Consider the following 14,233-nt stretch of genomic DNA (forward strand, 5'->3'; position numbering starts at 1 on the left):
TGCGGGTCTCAGCATGAGTGTCTGGAAGTCGCCCATTCTCTATCTCGGTCTGTTCATTGTGCTGGTCGTCGGCGGCGCGCTGGCGGCACCTTTCGTGGTGAACTGGAACGGCTACAAGGGATCGCTGCAGGATTACGGTGCCAAGATCACGGGCCGCGCCGTCACCATCAACGGCCCCATCGCTGTGCGGCTTTATCCGTTCCCACGGCTCGAAATGCAGGATGTTTCGATTGCCAATGCGCCGGGCTTTGCGCCGGCGCAAATGGCCAGCGTCGGCAAGGCCACAGTGCATCTGTCGCTGGCTTCGCTGTTCTCGGGCCAGATCAGGGTGGAGAGCATTGACCTTGACCGGCCGGTGCTCAATCTCACGCTCAATCCCAGCGGCCTGGGCAATTGGCATTTCGCGCCCGACAAGGCGCTGGTGCAGAACAGCCTGCTGGGCAATGTGCAGCTCGACGAGATCAATGTGAGCAATGGTACGTTCTTCCTCAAGGATGAACGGCATGGATTCAATCGCAGCCTGGAAAGCCTGGACGGCACCGTGTCGGGGGCCGCGCTGGAGGGCCCTTGGAAAGTGAAGGCGCAAGGTTTTGCGCATGACACGCCGCTGGAGCTTTCCTTCACCAGCGCCACCTATAAAACTGGCCAGCCTTTCAGGTTCGGCTTCCGGCTGGCGCCGCAGGATGGATCATTTCCGGCGCTGAATTTTGATGGCGAGACGGGCGGCACTGATCTCAACGGCAAAGTCTCGCTTGATCCTGTCGTCACCTCGGACGGGCGCAGCAGCTTACCTGGTGCCTTCAAGCCGCTGGCCTATCAGGCCAAGCTGGCTGCGTCTGGCGATGTTGCCAAGCTCACTGAAATTCACATCGTGGCGGCGGACCCCAAGGACAATGGCACGCTGATCGAAGGCGACGGCGTGTTTGATCTTTCCAAGGGTTTGAAGGCCGATTTCAATCTGCATTCGCCGCATATCGATCTCGATCAACTGGCCAGCGAGCAGACCACGCGCGTGTGGCAGGCGGCGGGGTTGATGGGTTCGGCTAATGGCGTGATCGCGGCGTTTCCGGATTCGCTGGATTTCAATCTCAACTTTGATGCGGCGACACTCACGGCGGCAGCGCAGAATCTGGAGAATGTGAGTCTGAAAGCTTCCGCTTCGGCGGGTGCGATCCGCATTCAGGATTTAACCTCCGATCTTCCCGGCCGGTCGCGGATGAAATTTGCCGGCATTGTGTTTCCGGGCGAGGGCGCTGCCGAACTGGGCGGCTCGCTGTCGTTTGAAACCAATGATGCGCGCGCTTTCAGCGAGTGGCTGTGGCCCGAGGGCAAGGACAACATCGAGAAGACCTGGACTGGTGCGCGCGGACGCTTGAAAGCGCAAAGCGATGTGACCTGGGGCGGCAAGCGCTTCGGTTTTCAGAACATGAAATATGAACTCGATGGCCTGCAGGGCCAGGCGGCCATGGCGGTGACACTGGGTGAAGTGCCCGCGCTGGATTTGAAACTCAATGCCGGGGAATTTGATCTCGGTTCGTATTTCTCCGGTGGGCTGGCAGCGCTGGCGACCTCTGACGGCCTGTTCAATCTGATGCCGGCCGAGGGGAGCTTTGACAAGCGGCTGCAATTTGATTTCGGCAAACTCACGGTGAATGGCGTTGATGCGCAGCAAGTGGCGGTGGATGTGAATTCGTCGGCTTCCGGATTCGAGATCAAGGATTTCCATATCGGCTCGGTGCAGGGGGCCGAACTGCGCGGCACGGGGCTGGTGCTGGTGGACAAGAACGGCCCCTCCGGCCAGGTGAAATTTGCGGTGGGTGCGCAGCGCCCGCAAGGCCTGATGCGCTTGCTTGGCATGTTGCCCACGGGGCCAGACCCGCAATGGAGCTTGGGCCTGGGGCAAACGGATTTAAAGGCCGAGCTGAATGTGAAGCCCGGCAAGGATGAGCCTGAGGTGAACTACAGCATCACCGGCGGATCGGGCCCCTACAAGATTGTCAGCACGGGCGACGTGACATCGCTGGCCGCTCCGGATGGTGCAGTGATCAGTCTTTCTGGCGCGATTTCATCGCCGGATGCGCAGGACATTGTGAAGCTGATCGGCTTCCAGCCGCGGACAACATCTGGCGGCGAAGGCCAGCTTTCTTTCAACCTCAAGGGCAATCGCAGGAAGGGGTTCACCACCAATCTTGATCTGCATGGCTATGGCGCGGCGCTGGGCTTCAGCGGCTCATATAAGCCCATCAAGGACGGGATCGGGATTGCGGGTGACCTGAAGCTCGATGCGCAGAATGCGGCCCCGGTGTTCAACGCACTGGGCTTTCCCTTCGTGGTGGATGCCACAGGCGGCCTGTCTGGCCGCGCCATTGTCGAGCCGGTGGAGAAGGCGCTGGGCATCAAGAGTTTCACGCTCAAATCCGGGCGGCAGGAATTCAAAGGCTCCGGCAGCCTGCAGCCCGGCGGGGTGGTGCAGCTTGAAGTGGATGGCGGCAGCTACCGTCTGATTGATGTTCTGGCCTTCCATGTGGCGCCGTGGAATGGCGAGGGCGCATTCGGCAATGGCTCCTTCGATGCCGGATGGCCGTTTGGACTGTCGGGCGAAATCTGGCTGAAGCCCAATGGCCTCGCCACGCTGGTGGGCGTGCCTTTGGGCGAGCCGATCATCGGGCTTTCATCCTCGAAGGAGGGCCGCAATTTCAGTGTGAATGCGCGCGAGCCGGACGGGCGGCAACTGAAAATTGACGGCAGCCTGGTGCCAAAGGACGGCACCTACACGCTGAGCGGCGGTGTGCATTATCCGCTGATGCTGGAGCAGCTTTACGCTGGGGCCGACAAGCCCATCGGCTTTGCCGGGCCGGCCACGATTGATGCCAATTTCACTTCGCAGGGCCGCAGCCTGGCCACCATGCTGAGTGCGATGGCGGGCAGCGGCACGCTGGATCTGCAGCAGGCCCGGCTTTACGGGCTGGCACCCGATCCGTTCTTCTCGGCCATTCATGATGTGAAAAGCCATGACGAAATCGCCGCCGCCTTTGCTACGCTGATGAGTGGTGACGGGCTCGTCCTGCCGGAAAGCAAAGTTGAACTCAGCGCCAAGGACGGCACGATTTCAATCACACCACTGCCGTTGGAAACGATGGAGTCGCAAGGCACAGTGACGGCGATGGTGGATCTTTCAGCTGGTGAATTCGTCACCACAGTAGCGCTGCATTCCAAGGCACAGCCAGACTTGCCGGAGATGAGGATCATCTATCAGGGTGTGCCGGGCAAGATGATGATGCGCAGCGATGTAGCCGCGCTGTCGTCCAAACTTGGCACCGTGCTCATCAACAAGGACATGGCTGAGCTTGATCGCTTGGCCGAAGAACAGAAAAAGGCCGAAGCCGATGCCGCCACACAAGCGGAAGCGGACAAGGCCAAGTATGATGCCTTCCAGACCCAACGCGTCGAACTGCGCCTGCAGCAGCGCATGATAAAAGTTTTCGCGCAACAACGCGCCACGGATGCCGCGCGCGCCAAGGCGGTGCTGGACGCGGCGGTGAATTACGGGCTGTCGATCCAGAAGGATGAAATCAAGCGCCTCAAACCAAGACCGGCGGTGCCGTGATGTGGTCGATGTTCAACAGGCCCCGCGGTGATGAGCCCAAACCACCGCAGGACATGGGCAAGCTGCTCATCCAGGCGCTGCAATTGCTGATCCTGGGCATGGGGTTCCTGATCTATCTTGATGCGCAAAGCAGTACGGTGATCTGGCTTACAATAGTTGCCTGCATCGCCTTCGGCGTGGTGGCTGGCATCTTGCTGGACTGGATGCGGGCGAAGAAGAAGTAAGCTTCAGCCCTGAGCCCGCTTCAGCACCCAGACGCGGATGGCGCTGGACAGGTTGCGGCCCTCGCGGGCGAGGTCAATTTCGCCGACCAGTCCGGCCAGTGATTTGCCTTCTTGCTCAGCGGCAGCTTTCAGCGCGTCCCAGAATTCCACCTCCAGCGACAAGGATGTACGATGGCCCGCTATCGTGAGCGAGCGCTTCAAGTCAGTCTTCGCGCTTGTGGTCATCGAGCGATTTTCCGGCCTTGTCATTCAACGCTGAAGTCAGTTCCTTCTCAGTCTTGGAGCGGCCAAACTGAACGCGGTTCTCAGCCGCCTTATCAGCGGCTTCCTCGCGGTTCTTTGCCTTTCGCTTGAGGCGCAGATTGACCACTTCACCCATTATGACGGGCCCAGCATGTTTTCGGGGCGCACGATGGCGTCGAAGTCGGCTTGGGTAATGCCTTCTTTCAGCGCTTCCTCACGCAGGGTGGTGCCGTTCTTGTGCGCCGTCTTGGCGATCTTGGCGGCCTTGTCGTATCCGTATTTCGGAGCCAGCGCCGTCACCAGCATCAGGGAGCGGTCCAGGTTGGCCTTGATATTGTCTTCGCGCGCCACGATGCCGACCACGCAATTGTCAGTGAAGCTCACCGCGGCATCGGCCATCAGCTGCACCGATTGCAGGAAGTTGTAAGCCATGACCGGGTTGAACACGTTGAGTTCGAAATGGCCCTGAGAGTCCGCGAAAGTCAGCGCAGCATTATTGCCGAAAATCTGCACGCAAACTTGGGTGAGCGCTTCGCACTGCGTTGGGTTCACCTTGCCGGGCATGATCGACGAGCCGGGCTCGTTCTCTGGCAATTGCAATTCGCCAAGGCCCGAGCGCGGGCCTGAGCCCAAAAAGCGGATGTCATTGGCGATCTTGAACAGGGCCGCGGCCACGGTGTTGATGGCGCCGTGCGTCATCACCATCGCGTCATGCGCGGCCAACGCTTCGAATTTATTGGGCGCGGAGGTGAACGGAAGTCCAGTGATCTTGGCAATGTGCCCGGCCACCATTTCGGCAAAACCCTTGGGCGCGTTAAGCCCAGTGCCGACCGCCGTGCCGCCTTGTGCGAGTTGCATCAGCATCGGCAGCGTCTGCTCGATACGAGCGATGCCGTTGGTCACTTGCTGGGTGTAGCCGGAAAATTCCTGGCCCAAAGTCACCGGCGTTGCATCCTGAGTATGGGTGCGGCCGATCTTGATGATCTTGTCGAAGGCCTTGGATTTGACCTCCAGCGCATCGCGCAAATGCTTCAGCGCGGGCAGCAAATGACGGCTGATTTCCTCCGCGCAAGCGATGTGCATGGCCGTGGGATAAGTGTCGTTGGACGACTGGCTCATATTGACGTGGTCGTTCGGATGAACCGGCTTCTTGGTGCCCATCTCGCCGCCCAGCATTTCGATGGCGCGGTTGGAAATCACCTCATTGGCATTCATGTTCGATTGCGTGCCCGAACCCGTCTGCCATACGGCGAGGGGGAAGTGCTCGTTCAGTTTGCCGTCAATCACTTCTTGCGCGGCCTTGACGATCGTTTCGCTCAACTTCTTGTCGAGGATGCCGAGCGAGGCGTTGGTTTCCGCTGCCGCGCGCTTGATCACGCCCAGTGCTCGCACCACCGAGGCCGGCTGCTTTTCCCAGCCGATCCTGAAATTCTGCAAGCTGCGCTGCGCCTGCGCGCCCCAATAGCGCGAGGCATCAACCTCAATCGGGCCAAAGGTATCGGTTTCGGTGCGGGTGGTTTTCGCCATGATTCACGCCTTGTGGAATGCTGCGCTGCGATAGCACGGGCGCAGAACAGAGGCGAGGGGGCGGGCGGGAAAAACTTTTCGGGCGCCGATGCATTCGCCGGTTCCGGGGCGTCTTGTCCTCCATCAACAGAATGGAGCGATCAGATGACCGATTTTTCAAACACCCCCGTGACCATCATTGGAGCCAGCCGTGGCTTGGGGCGCACGCTGGTGCAGACCTTTCATGAGCTCGGCGCGCAAGTGCTGGCCGTGGCGCGTGGGCAGAAGGGGCTTGATGCGCTGACTAAGGATTTCCCCGGCATCGCCACGCTGGCCCTCGATGCTGCGGCACCCGATGCGCCCGCGCGCGTCTTTGCCAAGCAGACGCCGCGCGTGCTCATCCTTTGCGGTGGCACGGTGCCGCCTTGCGCGCCTTTGCCTGAAATGAGTTGGGAAGATTTCAGCGCAAACTGGAATGCTGACACGCGCATGAGCTTCCAGTTTCTGCAGGCCGCATTGAAAGCGCCATTGCCCGCAGGTGCCACTGTGCTGACGGTCACAAGCGGCGCGATGCTGAATGGCTCGCCGATTTCCGGCGGCTATGCAGGTGCCAAGAAGATGCAGCATTTTCTATCGGGCTATGCGCAGAAGGAGGCGGGGCGTGCCGGGCTTGATCTGCGGTTCCTCACGCTTTCTCCGGCGCGGCTGATCCCCGGCACGGATGTGGGCAACATCGCTGTGTCCAGCTATTCCAAATATAACGGTACCACCGAAGCGGAATTCCTCGCGGCGATGGGGCCGAAGCTTACCACGCAAAACGCCGCTGATGCAGTGCTGGGCCTGCTGAAGGATGCGTCTCCCGGTGGGAATTTCGCGGTTTCCCTCGATGGTGTGACTGCGTTAGCTTGAGCCTGATGGATAAGCCCGCAGCACCACCCGCTTCAGCAACATTCTCCGCCTTGGCCGATGCCATGCGCGGCGAGTTGAAGCGCCATTGCTACCGCATGATGGGCGGCGTGCAGGATGCCGAGGATTGCGTGCAGGAAGCCTTGCTGCGCGGCTGGCGGGAGCTGGCCAGTTTGCGTGACGAGGCGATGGCGCGGCCGTGGCTCTACAGCATCGCCACGCGCGTCTGCCTCGATGCGCTGCGCAAGCGCAAGCGGCGGCAGGCGCTGTTTGGGCCTAGCCTTGATGAGATCGAACCTGGGCTTGAACCTTGGATCGAGCCGTTTCCCGGTGGCGTTCCGAGCGAAGGCCCGGAGCGCGGGCAGAACTTGCGGCTGGCTTTTGTCTCCATGTTGCACGGCCTGTCGGCACGTGCGCGGGCCGCTCTGCTGCTGCATGATCTGGTGGGCATGACGGCGGCCGAAGTTGGCACTGCGCTAAGCATCAGCACGGATGCGGCGCGCAGCGCATTGCAAAGGGCGCGTGCGGCGCTGCCGTTGCAAGACGCGTCGCCCACTGATGATGTTGCAGTAGAGTCCTACATCAAGGCGTGGAACGCCGGAGACGTGAACGCGCTCATCGGCTTGCTGCATCAGGATATCGTGATGACCATGCCGCCGTGGCAGCGCACATTCCGTGGCCGCGATGAGGTTGCGCGCTTCATGACCGGCGTGTGGCCGCGCTACGAAGCGTTCCGAACGATCGCGCTCGTTGCCAATGGTCAACCAACCGTGGCGCTCTACGCCAAGCGCGATGGCGGCAAATTCCTGCCGCATTCCCTGCATGTGCTGGGCGGGCGCGGCCCGGTTTCGGAGATCGTGCTCTACGCGCCGCCATTGGGTGCGCAGCTCATGGCCACGTTTGGATTGCCACCGGTTTACGAATAGGGATCACGGAATTGTATAACCCGCCGTGCGGAACAGGCGGTACCATTCCTCGCGCGACAGGGTGACGCCTGCACCCGCCACGGCTTCGCGCACGCGCTCCGGCTTGGTGGTGCCGAGGACGACCTGCATCTTGGCGGGATGCCTGGTGATCCACGCGGTGGCCACGCCAGTGGGGGTGATGCCATGGGCACTGGCGATTTCATCCAGCGCTTTGTTGAGGTCCGGATAGGCCTTGCGGTCACCGACGAAGGACCCGTCGAACCAGGCCTTCTGATAGGGCGACCAGGCTTGCAGCGTCATGGCTTCCTTGCGGCTGTAATCGAGCAGGCCGAGCGTGCGGTCCACTGACTGTTCGAGGCCGGCCATGTTGATGGCAACACCTTGCGCGATCAGCGGCGCATGGGTGATCGACAGCTGCACCTGGTTGACGATCAGCGGCTGGCGCACGGAAGTTTTCAGCAGTTCGATCTGGCCGGGCGTCTGGTTGGAGACGCCGAAATTGCGCACCTTGCCGGCGGCGTGCAGCTTGTCGAAGGCGGCGGCGACTTCTCCGGGTTCCACCAAAGCATCGGGCCGGTGCAGCAACAGGATGTCCAGATAGTCTGTCTTGAGCGCCTTCAGCGAGCCTTCAACTGCCTGCAGGATATGCGCTTCGGAGAAGTCGAAATACGGGCCTTCTTTCACGATGCCGGCTTTGGATTGGATGACGATTTTTTCACGGTCAGCGGCGGAAAGCTTCATTGCTTCGCCGAAGCGTTTCTCACACTGATGGGTAGAGTCGCCGTAGATATCGGCGTGATCCAACATGTTGATGCCGGCGGCCATGGCTGCATCAATCAGTTTGCGGATTTCATCGTCCTTCATCGCGCCGATACGCATGAGGCCAAGGACGACGCTGGAGACGTTGAGGGTGCTGCGGGCAATTGCAATTTTCTTCATGATTTATCCTTTCAAGAATAGCGCCAGAACGAAAAAGCGGTGAGGGCGATGGACCAGCACAGAATACCGATGCGCACTTTGCCGGCGGGCACGCGCCGGGCGATCTTGGCCATGCCGTAGCCGCCCACCACTGCACCCGTCATCATCACCAGCGAGGGCAGCCAGCGGATCAGGCCGCCTTGGGCGAAGATGAAGATTGAAAAGAAAGTCATCAGGCCTATGGTTATATTGCGCAGCGCGTTCGCGTGATGCACGCTCATATGGCTGAAGATTGAATGGATGGCGAGCAGCATGATGCCCATGCCGAGGCCGAAATAGCCGCCATAGAGATAGACCAGGAATTCCAGCACGAAAGAAAGCCAGAGCCAGCGCGAGGCGTCAAAATCGCCATGGCTTTCCAGCCAGGTCTTAATGGTGGGGCCTAATGCAAAGGAAAGCGTAGCGAAGACCAGCAGCCAGGGAATGGCGCGGTGGAAATTGGCCTCGCCCAGATGCAGAAACAACAATGAACCGGCCACACCGCCGACCACAGCGATGACCAGGCGCAACACAAGGTTCTGGCGCACCTCTTTCAGTTCTTTGGCATAGACCAATGTGCCCATCACATTGGCGGGCAGCAGGGCCACGAAATTGGCGGCATTGGCCTCCATTTCGGACAGGCCCGCCGCGATCAGCAGCGGGAAAGTCATGAAGCCCGCACCGCCTGCCATGACATTGATGCAACCCGCCAGAACGCCGCCGGCAAAGAGCAGGAGAAGGGACGTGAGGGACATGGGGGGAGGGCGTTTCCGGATTGCTTTTTGTGCTGATAGCACGCCCGCCCGGCATTCCGCCACGCGTGTTTCTTGCATGGCGGGTCTGAGATGACGAAGGCGTGGGGAGGTGATACACAGAGTCGATGAACATCCACACTGACAAGAGCAACATCAAGATCGGGCGCAGCGTGTGCCCGCATGATTGCCCGTCCACCTGCGCGCTGGAAGTTGAGGTGCTGGATGACAATACGATTGGCCGGGTGCGCGGGGCGAAGGCGCAGCCTTATACAGCGGGCGTGATCTGCGAAAAGGTAGCGCGCTATGCTGAGCGCATCCACCATCCGGACCGGCTGCTTTATCCGATGAAGCGCGTAGGGCCGAAAGGCTCCGGCCAGTTTGAGCGGATCAGTTGGAATGAGGCGCTGGATTTGACGGCGGCGGCCTTCCTGAAGGCGGAAGCCGAGCATGGGCCGGAAAGCGTGTGGCCTTATTATTATGCAGGCACGATGGGCTATGTGATGCGTGATGGCATCGAGCGGCTCACCAATGTCAAAGGCTATTCGCAGATGTATGGCACCGTTTGCGTGGCGCTTTCCTTCCCCGGCTATCTGGCGGGGGCGGGGCGCCTGTCGGGCGCTGATTCACGCGAGATGCAGAAGTCTGACCTGATCGTGGTGTGGGGCGGCAACCCGGTGAACACCCAGGTCAATGTGATGACGCATGTGGGCATTGCCCGCAAAACGCGCGGGGCGAAGCTGGCCTGCATCGATATCTATGAAACCGGCACGATGAAGCAGGCCGATATCAAGCTGCTGATCAAGCCGGGCACTGATGGTGCTCTCGCGGCGGCGATCATGCATGTGCTGTTCCGCGATGGGCTGGCGAACTGGGATTACCTTAACAAGTATTCCGATGATCCTAAAGGGCTGGAAGCGCATCTGGCCGACAAGACGCCGGAATGGGCATCCTCCATCTGCGGCTGCCCGGTGGAAGCGATCACCGAGTTTGCTCATCTGATCGGCAAGACGCCGCGCAGCTATTTCCGGCTCGGCTATGGCTTCACCCGCTCGCGCAATGGTGCCGCCAGCATGCATGCGGTGAATTGCATTCCGGTGGTGACGGGGGCCTGGCTGCATGAAGGCGGCGGGGCGCTGCATTCCAACAGTGGCATCTGGAAATTGAACAAGAATGTGATTGAAGCGCGTGATGCACCGGGCAAGCGCGGACGCGTGATGGACCAGGGCCGCATTGGCGAGGTGCTGTGCGGCAACGCGCAAGACTTGCAGGGTGGGCCGCCGGTGAAGGCGCTGCTGATCCAGAACACCAATCCAGTTTCGATTGCACCTGACCAGAGCCGTGTGAAGGAAGGTTTCGCGCGTGAAGACCTGTTCACTTGCGTGCATGAGCAGTTCATCACCGAGACCGCGAAATATGCCGATGTGCTGATGCCGGCCACGATGTTCCTCGAACATGATGATCTTTACACCGGCAGCGGCCATACGCATCTGTCGGTGGGGCCGAAGCTGGTCAATGCGCCGGGCGAATGCCGCACCAATGATTTCGTGCACAAGGAACTGGCCAAGCGGCTGGGGGCCGAGCATGCCTCGTTCCACAAGGAGCCGCGCGAGCTGATCGACGAGACGCTGCGGCTTTCGTCGCATCCGCGCCTCGACAGGTTTGACGCAGAGGCCTGGATTGATGTGGGGCCGGATTTCGATACGGCGCATTTCATCAATGGCTTCGGGCACGAGGACAAGAAATTCCATTTCCGCGCCGACTGGAAGGCGGCGGCAAAGGCCGCCTCGAAGATCGGCGTGCTGGGCCCGATTGCCGACATGCCCGAATGGCCGGGCTATTATCCGGCGCATGAGCAGGCGGATGAGATCTATCCGTTCCGCCTCGCCACCAGCCCAGCGCGCACCTTCCTGAACTCGACCTTCAATGAAACCCCGTCCAGCCGCAAGCGCGAGGGCCGGCCCACGGTGTTTGTGCATCCGGAAGATCTGGCGGCGCTGGGTGTTGCCGATGGCGATAAAGTGAAACTCGGTTCGCGGCGCGGGCAGGTGACGTTGCATGCCAAGGCCTTTGAGGGCTTGCAGCGCGGTGTGCTGATTGCTGAAGGCGTGTGGCACAACGACGCTTACGAAGACGGCAAGGGCATCAACACGCTGACGGGCTCAGACCAGCCTGCACCTGCGGGTGGTGGAACATATCATGACAATGCGGTGTGGATGAAAGCCGCGTAATTTTCCTTCTCCCCTCCGGGGAGGAGATATGAGTAATTTCGCAACGCAGCTTTGCGGAATGGTTATTTGCAAGCGCGCGCCCAAGGGACCATCACCGCGCCATGGATTCCTCACCCGCTCCCGCTTCGCCCACGCTTTCCCACCCTGAAGTTCTGCGGATCATTTTCGGCGTCATCGTCGCGATGATCCTGGCCACACTGGACCAGACCATCGTAGTCACCGCACTGCCCACCATCGGGCGCAATCTGGGCAATCCGGAATATCTGCCTTGGGTGGTCACCGCCTATCTGCTGTCCTCCACTGCGGTGACACCGCTTTACGGCAAGGTGTCGGACATTGTGGGCCGCCGCAAGACTCTGCTGTTTGCGATCACGGTTTTCATCCTGGGCTCACTGGCCTGCGCGCTGTCGCCCAATCTGCTGATCCTGATCATCGCCCGCGCCGTGCAAGGCCTCGGCGGCGGCGGACTCATTTCGCTGGCGCAGACCATCATTGCCGACATCGTCTCGCCGAAGGAACGCGCGCGTTACATGGTTTATATTTCCGGCGTCTATATGTTCGCCAGCATATCGGGCCCGCTGCTGGGCGGATATATGGCGCAACATCTGCACTGGTCGCTGATCTTCTGGATCAACCTGCCGATCGGCCTGCTGGCGCTGGCGATGACCAATGGCCTGCTGAAGAAACTGCCGCGCCATGAAAAGCCGCACAAGCTGGATTTTCTGGGTGCTGCTTTGATGGCGGCGGCCAGCATTGCGCTGATGCTGGCGCTCAGCTGGGGCGGCATTCATTATCCGTGGATTTCGGTGCAGGTACTCGGCCTGCTGGCCGGATCAGTGGCGCTGTGGGCGGCCTTCATCTGGCGCTTAAGCGTGGCGCCCGAGCCTTTCATCCCGTCGGAGATTTTGAAGAACCGCGTGGTGGCGATGGGCACGGTGACGGCACTGCTGATCATGGGCACTTATATCGGCATCACCGCTTATCTGCCGATTTACATGGAGCTGAATTTCGGCCTCTCGGCCTCCCAGTCCGGCCTCAGCCTCATTCCCTTCATGTCGGGCACGGTGGTGGGTGCGGTGATCGCCGGGCGCTTCATGGCGCATGCGGTGAATTACAAAATGCCGGCCACTGTGGGTTTGGTTTTCTCGGTGGTGGGCCTGGGCCTCATCGCCGCATTCAAACACAATCTGGGCTTGGCCGTAGTGGAGGTGCTGATGGCGGGCCTCAGCATCGGCCTGGGCACGGTGTTCCCGATCACCACGGTGTCGATCCAGAACGCCGTGAGCCCGCACCAGATGGGCACGGCCACAGGCGTGATGGGCTTCTTCCGCTCATTGGGCGGTGCCCTCATCGTGGCGCTGTTCGGCGCCGTGCTGTTCTCGCAATTGCCAGACATCGCGTCGCTGGAAACCGGCGGCACCAAGCTGGCCGCCATGGGAGCCGATGAAATCCACATGGCTTTCCGGCCACTGTTTGCGCTGGCCGCCTTCGTGCTGGCCATCGCGCTGATCGCTTTCCAGCAAATGCCGCAGAAGGCGCTGCGGACGAGTGTGAGGGTGAGCGACGCTGTGAGCATTGAATAGGGAACCGGCATGCCGACGATCTCCATCGACTACGATACCATCGCAGGAACGGCCGCTTCGCTGGGCCGCCACGGTGTGCATACTTTAATTGCCGACCGCGCCGAAGGCAAAGCAGGCGGGCAGGGGCTGGGCTTCGGCGGCGGGCCGCTGCTGGCTTTGGCGCTGGGCGGCTGCTTTTCCAACACGGCCTATTTCACCGCCGAGAAAATGGGCGTGGTGATTGAGCGCCTGCAAATCCATGTGGAACTTGATCTCGAAGGCGAGCCCCTGGTGGCCAAGCGGGCAAGGCTGAAGTCAGAGTGCACGCTTAAGGGCGGAGGCGATCCGGCGGAGTTGCTGAAGGTTGCACGAGCAAATTGCATGGTGGCGAATACGCTGCTCGCGGGGGCGGGAGTGAGCTTCAGCTAAAGTTCCTACCCGTCGGCATCCCGTCGTTCTTCCGCGCGACTCTCGCACAAGCTGAAGTTCATATATGGAACAAGCAGGGGTTACTTTTCCTCTGGAACAAACCAAGAACATATGCTAGGATACAGTCATGGCCCAGAACACCGAAATTGAATGGACCGACGCCACTTGGAACCCAGTTACCGGCTGCACCAAGATTGGACCGGGCTGTGACAATTGCTATGCGGCGCGTTTTGCGGAGCGCTGGAGAGGCATTGAGAACCATCCCTATGAGCAGGGTTTTGATCTGCGCCTTTGGCCCGAAAGATTGAAACAGCCGGCTCTTTGGAAAAAGCCACGCATGATCTTTGTGAATTCCATGAGCGATCTTTTTCATAAGGACATTGATCGCGCGTACATTGATCAGGTTTTCGAAACGATGGAAAACGCCAACTGGCATGTATTCCAAGTTCTCACCAAGCGAAGCTCTTTGATGAGGAACTATGTCAAGAAACGCTATGACGGTGGCAAGGTACCATCACACATCTGGTTGGGTGTTTCAGTGGAAGATGCGGCTCACAAAAGTCGTGTCGAACATTTGCGCCAAATAAATTCTGAAGCGCGGTTCATTTCATTTGAGCCGCTGCTGGGTGCTATCGGCGAACTTGACTTGACTGGGATTGCCTGGGCAATCGTCGGCGGAGAAAGTGGGCCGAGAGCCCGATCGATGAAGCCTGAATGGGCAACCGAGCTTAAAGACGCGTGCAAAAAATTTGGCGTTGCTTTTTTCTTCAAGCAATGGGGCGGCGCGCGACCCAAATCTGGCGGGCGGCTGCTTGAAGGTAAGGAATGGAACGGGTTTCCATGGACGATTGTGCCTGCTCCAATTATGGCGAAGCTGCGAACCTAGGAGT

At 60.1% G+C, this 14,233-nt stretch carries 13 protein-coding genes; 8 read left to right on the forward strand and 5 right to left on the reverse strand.

The window, feature by feature from the left end; genetic code table 11:
- The first annotated feature begins 13 nt into the window (after positions 1–13).
- Positions 14–3,607, forward strand: coding sequence for an AsmA family protein (locus F8B91_RS02245; RefSeq protein ID WP_196502094.1), 3,594 nt, complete (start codon positions 14–16; stop codon positions 3,605–3,607).
- 8 nt (positions 3,608–3,615) lie between these two features.
- Positions 3,616–3,831 carry a hypothetical protein gene (locus tag F8B91_RS02250; RefSeq protein WP_196502095.1) on the forward strand — a complete coding sequence of 72 codons (216 nt, stop codon included), beginning with the start codon at positions 3,616–3,618 and terminating at the stop codon, positions 3,829–3,831.
- Positions 3,832–3,834: 3 nt separating this feature from the next.
- Here the strand turns inward: F8B91_RS02250 and F8B91_RS02255 are convergent, their stop codons facing one another.
- The 3 genes from F8B91_RS02255 to fumC are packed head-to-tail and all read right to left on the reverse strand — an operon-like array spanning position 3,835 to position 5,601.
- On the reverse strand, positions 3,835–4,056 hold the full coding sequence (locus F8B91_RS02255) for a ribbon-helix-helix domain-containing protein (RefSeq protein ID WP_196502096.1): 222 nt from the start codon (positions 4,054–4,056) through the stop codon (positions 3,835–3,837).
- Positions 4,034–4,210: a DUF4169 family protein gene (locus tag F8B91_RS02260; RefSeq protein WP_210324317.1), complete on the reverse strand. Its 177-nt coding sequence runs from the start codon at positions 4,208–4,210 to the stop codon at positions 4,034–4,036. Before F8B91_RS02260 ends, F8B91_RS02255 begins: the two co-directional genes overlap by 23 nt.
- A complete protein-coding gene (fumC, locus tag F8B91_RS02265; protein WP_196502097.1) occupies positions 4,210–5,601 on the reverse strand; it encodes a class II fumarate hydratase in 1,392 nt (463 codons plus the stop codon). The genes F8B91_RS02260 and fumC overlap by 1 nt, the downstream gene beginning before the upstream one ends.
- A 144-nt stretch (positions 5,602–5,745) precedes the next feature.
- Here fumC and F8B91_RS02270 point away from each other — a divergent pair, with 144 nt between their 5' ends.
- Positions 5,746–6,489: an SDR family oxidoreductase gene (locus F8B91_RS02270; protein WP_196502098.1), complete on the forward strand. Its 744-nt coding sequence runs from the start codon at positions 5,746–5,748 to the stop codon at positions 6,487–6,489.
- Positions 6,490–6,494: 5 nt separating this feature from the next.
- Positions 6,495–7,412, forward strand: coding sequence for an RNA polymerase subunit sigma-70 (locus F8B91_RS02275; RefSeq protein ID WP_196502099.1), 918 nt, complete (start codon positions 6,495–6,497; stop codon positions 7,410–7,412).
- 3 nt (positions 7,413–7,415) lie between these two features.
- Here the strand turns inward: F8B91_RS02275 and F8B91_RS02280 are convergent, their stop codons facing one another.
- Together F8B91_RS02280 and F8B91_RS02285 are read right to left on the reverse strand one after the other, a co-directional pair.
- Entirely contained in the window at positions 7,416–8,351 is a 936-nt protein-coding gene (locus F8B91_RS02280) for an aldo/keto reductase (RefSeq protein ID WP_196502100.1), read from the reverse strand.
- Positions 8,352–8,362: 11 nt separating this feature from the next.
- Positions 8,363–9,124 (reverse strand): sulfite exporter TauE/SafE family protein, encoded by a 762-nt coding sequence (locus F8B91_RS02285; RefSeq protein ID WP_196502101.1) that lies wholly within the window; start codon positions 9,122–9,124, stop codon positions 8,363–8,365.
- 125 nt (positions 9,125–9,249) lie between these two features.
- Here F8B91_RS02285 and F8B91_RS02290 point away from each other — a divergent pair, with 125 nt between their 5' ends.
- The 4 genes from F8B91_RS02290 to F8B91_RS02305 all read left to right on the forward strand — a co-directional run bounded on the left by F8B91_RS02290 (position 9,250) and on the right by F8B91_RS02305 (position 14,229).
- Positions 9,250–11,352 carry a molybdopterin-containing oxidoreductase family protein gene (locus F8B91_RS02290; protein WP_196502102.1) on the forward strand — a complete coding sequence of 701 codons (2,103 nt, stop codon included), beginning with the start codon at positions 9,250–9,252 and terminating at the stop codon, positions 11,350–11,352.
- 101 nt (positions 11,353–11,453) lie between these two features.
- Positions 11,454–12,935 carry an MDR family MFS transporter gene (locus F8B91_RS02295; protein WP_196502103.1) on the forward strand — a complete coding sequence of 494 codons (1,482 nt, stop codon included), beginning with the start codon at positions 11,454–11,456 and terminating at the stop codon, positions 12,933–12,935.
- 9 nt (positions 12,936–12,944) lie between these two features.
- On the forward strand, positions 12,945–13,343 hold the full coding sequence (locus F8B91_RS02300; protein WP_196502104.1) for an OsmC family protein: 399 nt from the start codon (positions 12,945–12,947) through the stop codon (positions 13,341–13,343).
- 127 nt (positions 13,344–13,470) lie between these two features.
- Positions 13,471–14,229, forward strand: coding sequence for a DUF5131 family protein (locus F8B91_RS02305; RefSeq protein WP_196502105.1), 759 nt, complete (start codon positions 13,471–13,473; stop codon positions 14,227–14,229).
- The last annotated feature ends 4 nt before the right edge of the window (positions 14,230–14,233 follow it).

The sequence above is a fragment of the Aestuariivirga litoralis genome (assembly GCF_015714715.1).
Classification (GTDB): Bacteria; Pseudomonadota; Alphaproteobacteria; order Rhizobiales; family Aestuariivirgaceae; genus Aestuariivirga; species Aestuariivirga litoralis_A.

Bases quoted from the DNA above. Each gene is read 5' to 3' on its own strand.
- F8B91_RS02245 (WP_196502094.1), top strand. From the start codon at position 14: ATGAGTGTCTGGAAGTCGCCCATTCTCTATCTCGGTCTGTTCATTGTG.
- F8B91_RS02250 (WP_196502095.1), top strand. From the start codon at position 3,616: ATGTTCAACAGGCCCCGCGGTGATGAGCCCAAACCACCGCAGGACATG.
- F8B91_RS02255 (WP_196502096.1), bottom strand. From the start codon at position 4,056: ATGACCACAAGCGCGAAGACTGACTTGAAGCGCTCGCTCACGATAGCG.
- F8B91_RS02260 (WP_210324317.1), bottom strand. From the start codon at position 4,210: ATGGGTGAAGTGGTCAATCTGCGCCTCAAGCGAAAGGCAAAGAACCGC.
- fumC (WP_196502097.1), bottom strand. From the start codon at position 5,601: ATGGCGAAAACCACCCGCACCGAAACCGATACCTTTGGCCCGATTGAG.
- F8B91_RS02270 (WP_196502098.1), top strand. From the start codon at position 5,746: ATGACCGATTTTTCAAACACCCCCGTGACCATCATTGGAGCCAGCCGT.
- F8B91_RS02275 (WP_196502099.1), top strand. From the start codon at position 6,495: ATGGATAAGCCCGCAGCACCACCCGCTTCAGCAACATTCTCCGCCTTG.
- F8B91_RS02280 (WP_196502100.1), bottom strand. From the start codon at position 8,351: ATGAAGAAAATTGCAATTGCCCGCAGCACCCTCAACGTCTCCAGCGTC.
- F8B91_RS02285 (WP_196502101.1), bottom strand. From the start codon at position 9,124: ATGTCCCTCACGTCCCTTCTCCTGCTCTTTGCCGGCGGCGTTCTGGCG.
- F8B91_RS02290 (WP_196502102.1), top strand. From the start codon at position 9,250: ATGAACATCCACACTGACAAGAGCAACATCAAGATCGGGCGCAGCGTG.
- F8B91_RS02295 (WP_196502103.1), top strand. From the start codon at position 11,454: ATGGATTCCTCACCCGCTCCCGCTTCGCCCACGCTTTCCCACCCTGAA.
- F8B91_RS02300 (WP_196502104.1), top strand. From the start codon at position 12,945: ATGCCGACGATCTCCATCGACTACGATACCATCGCAGGAACGGCCGCT.
- F8B91_RS02305 (WP_196502105.1), top strand. From the start codon at position 13,471: ATGGCCCAGAACACCGAAATTGAATGGACCGACGCCACTTGGAACCCA.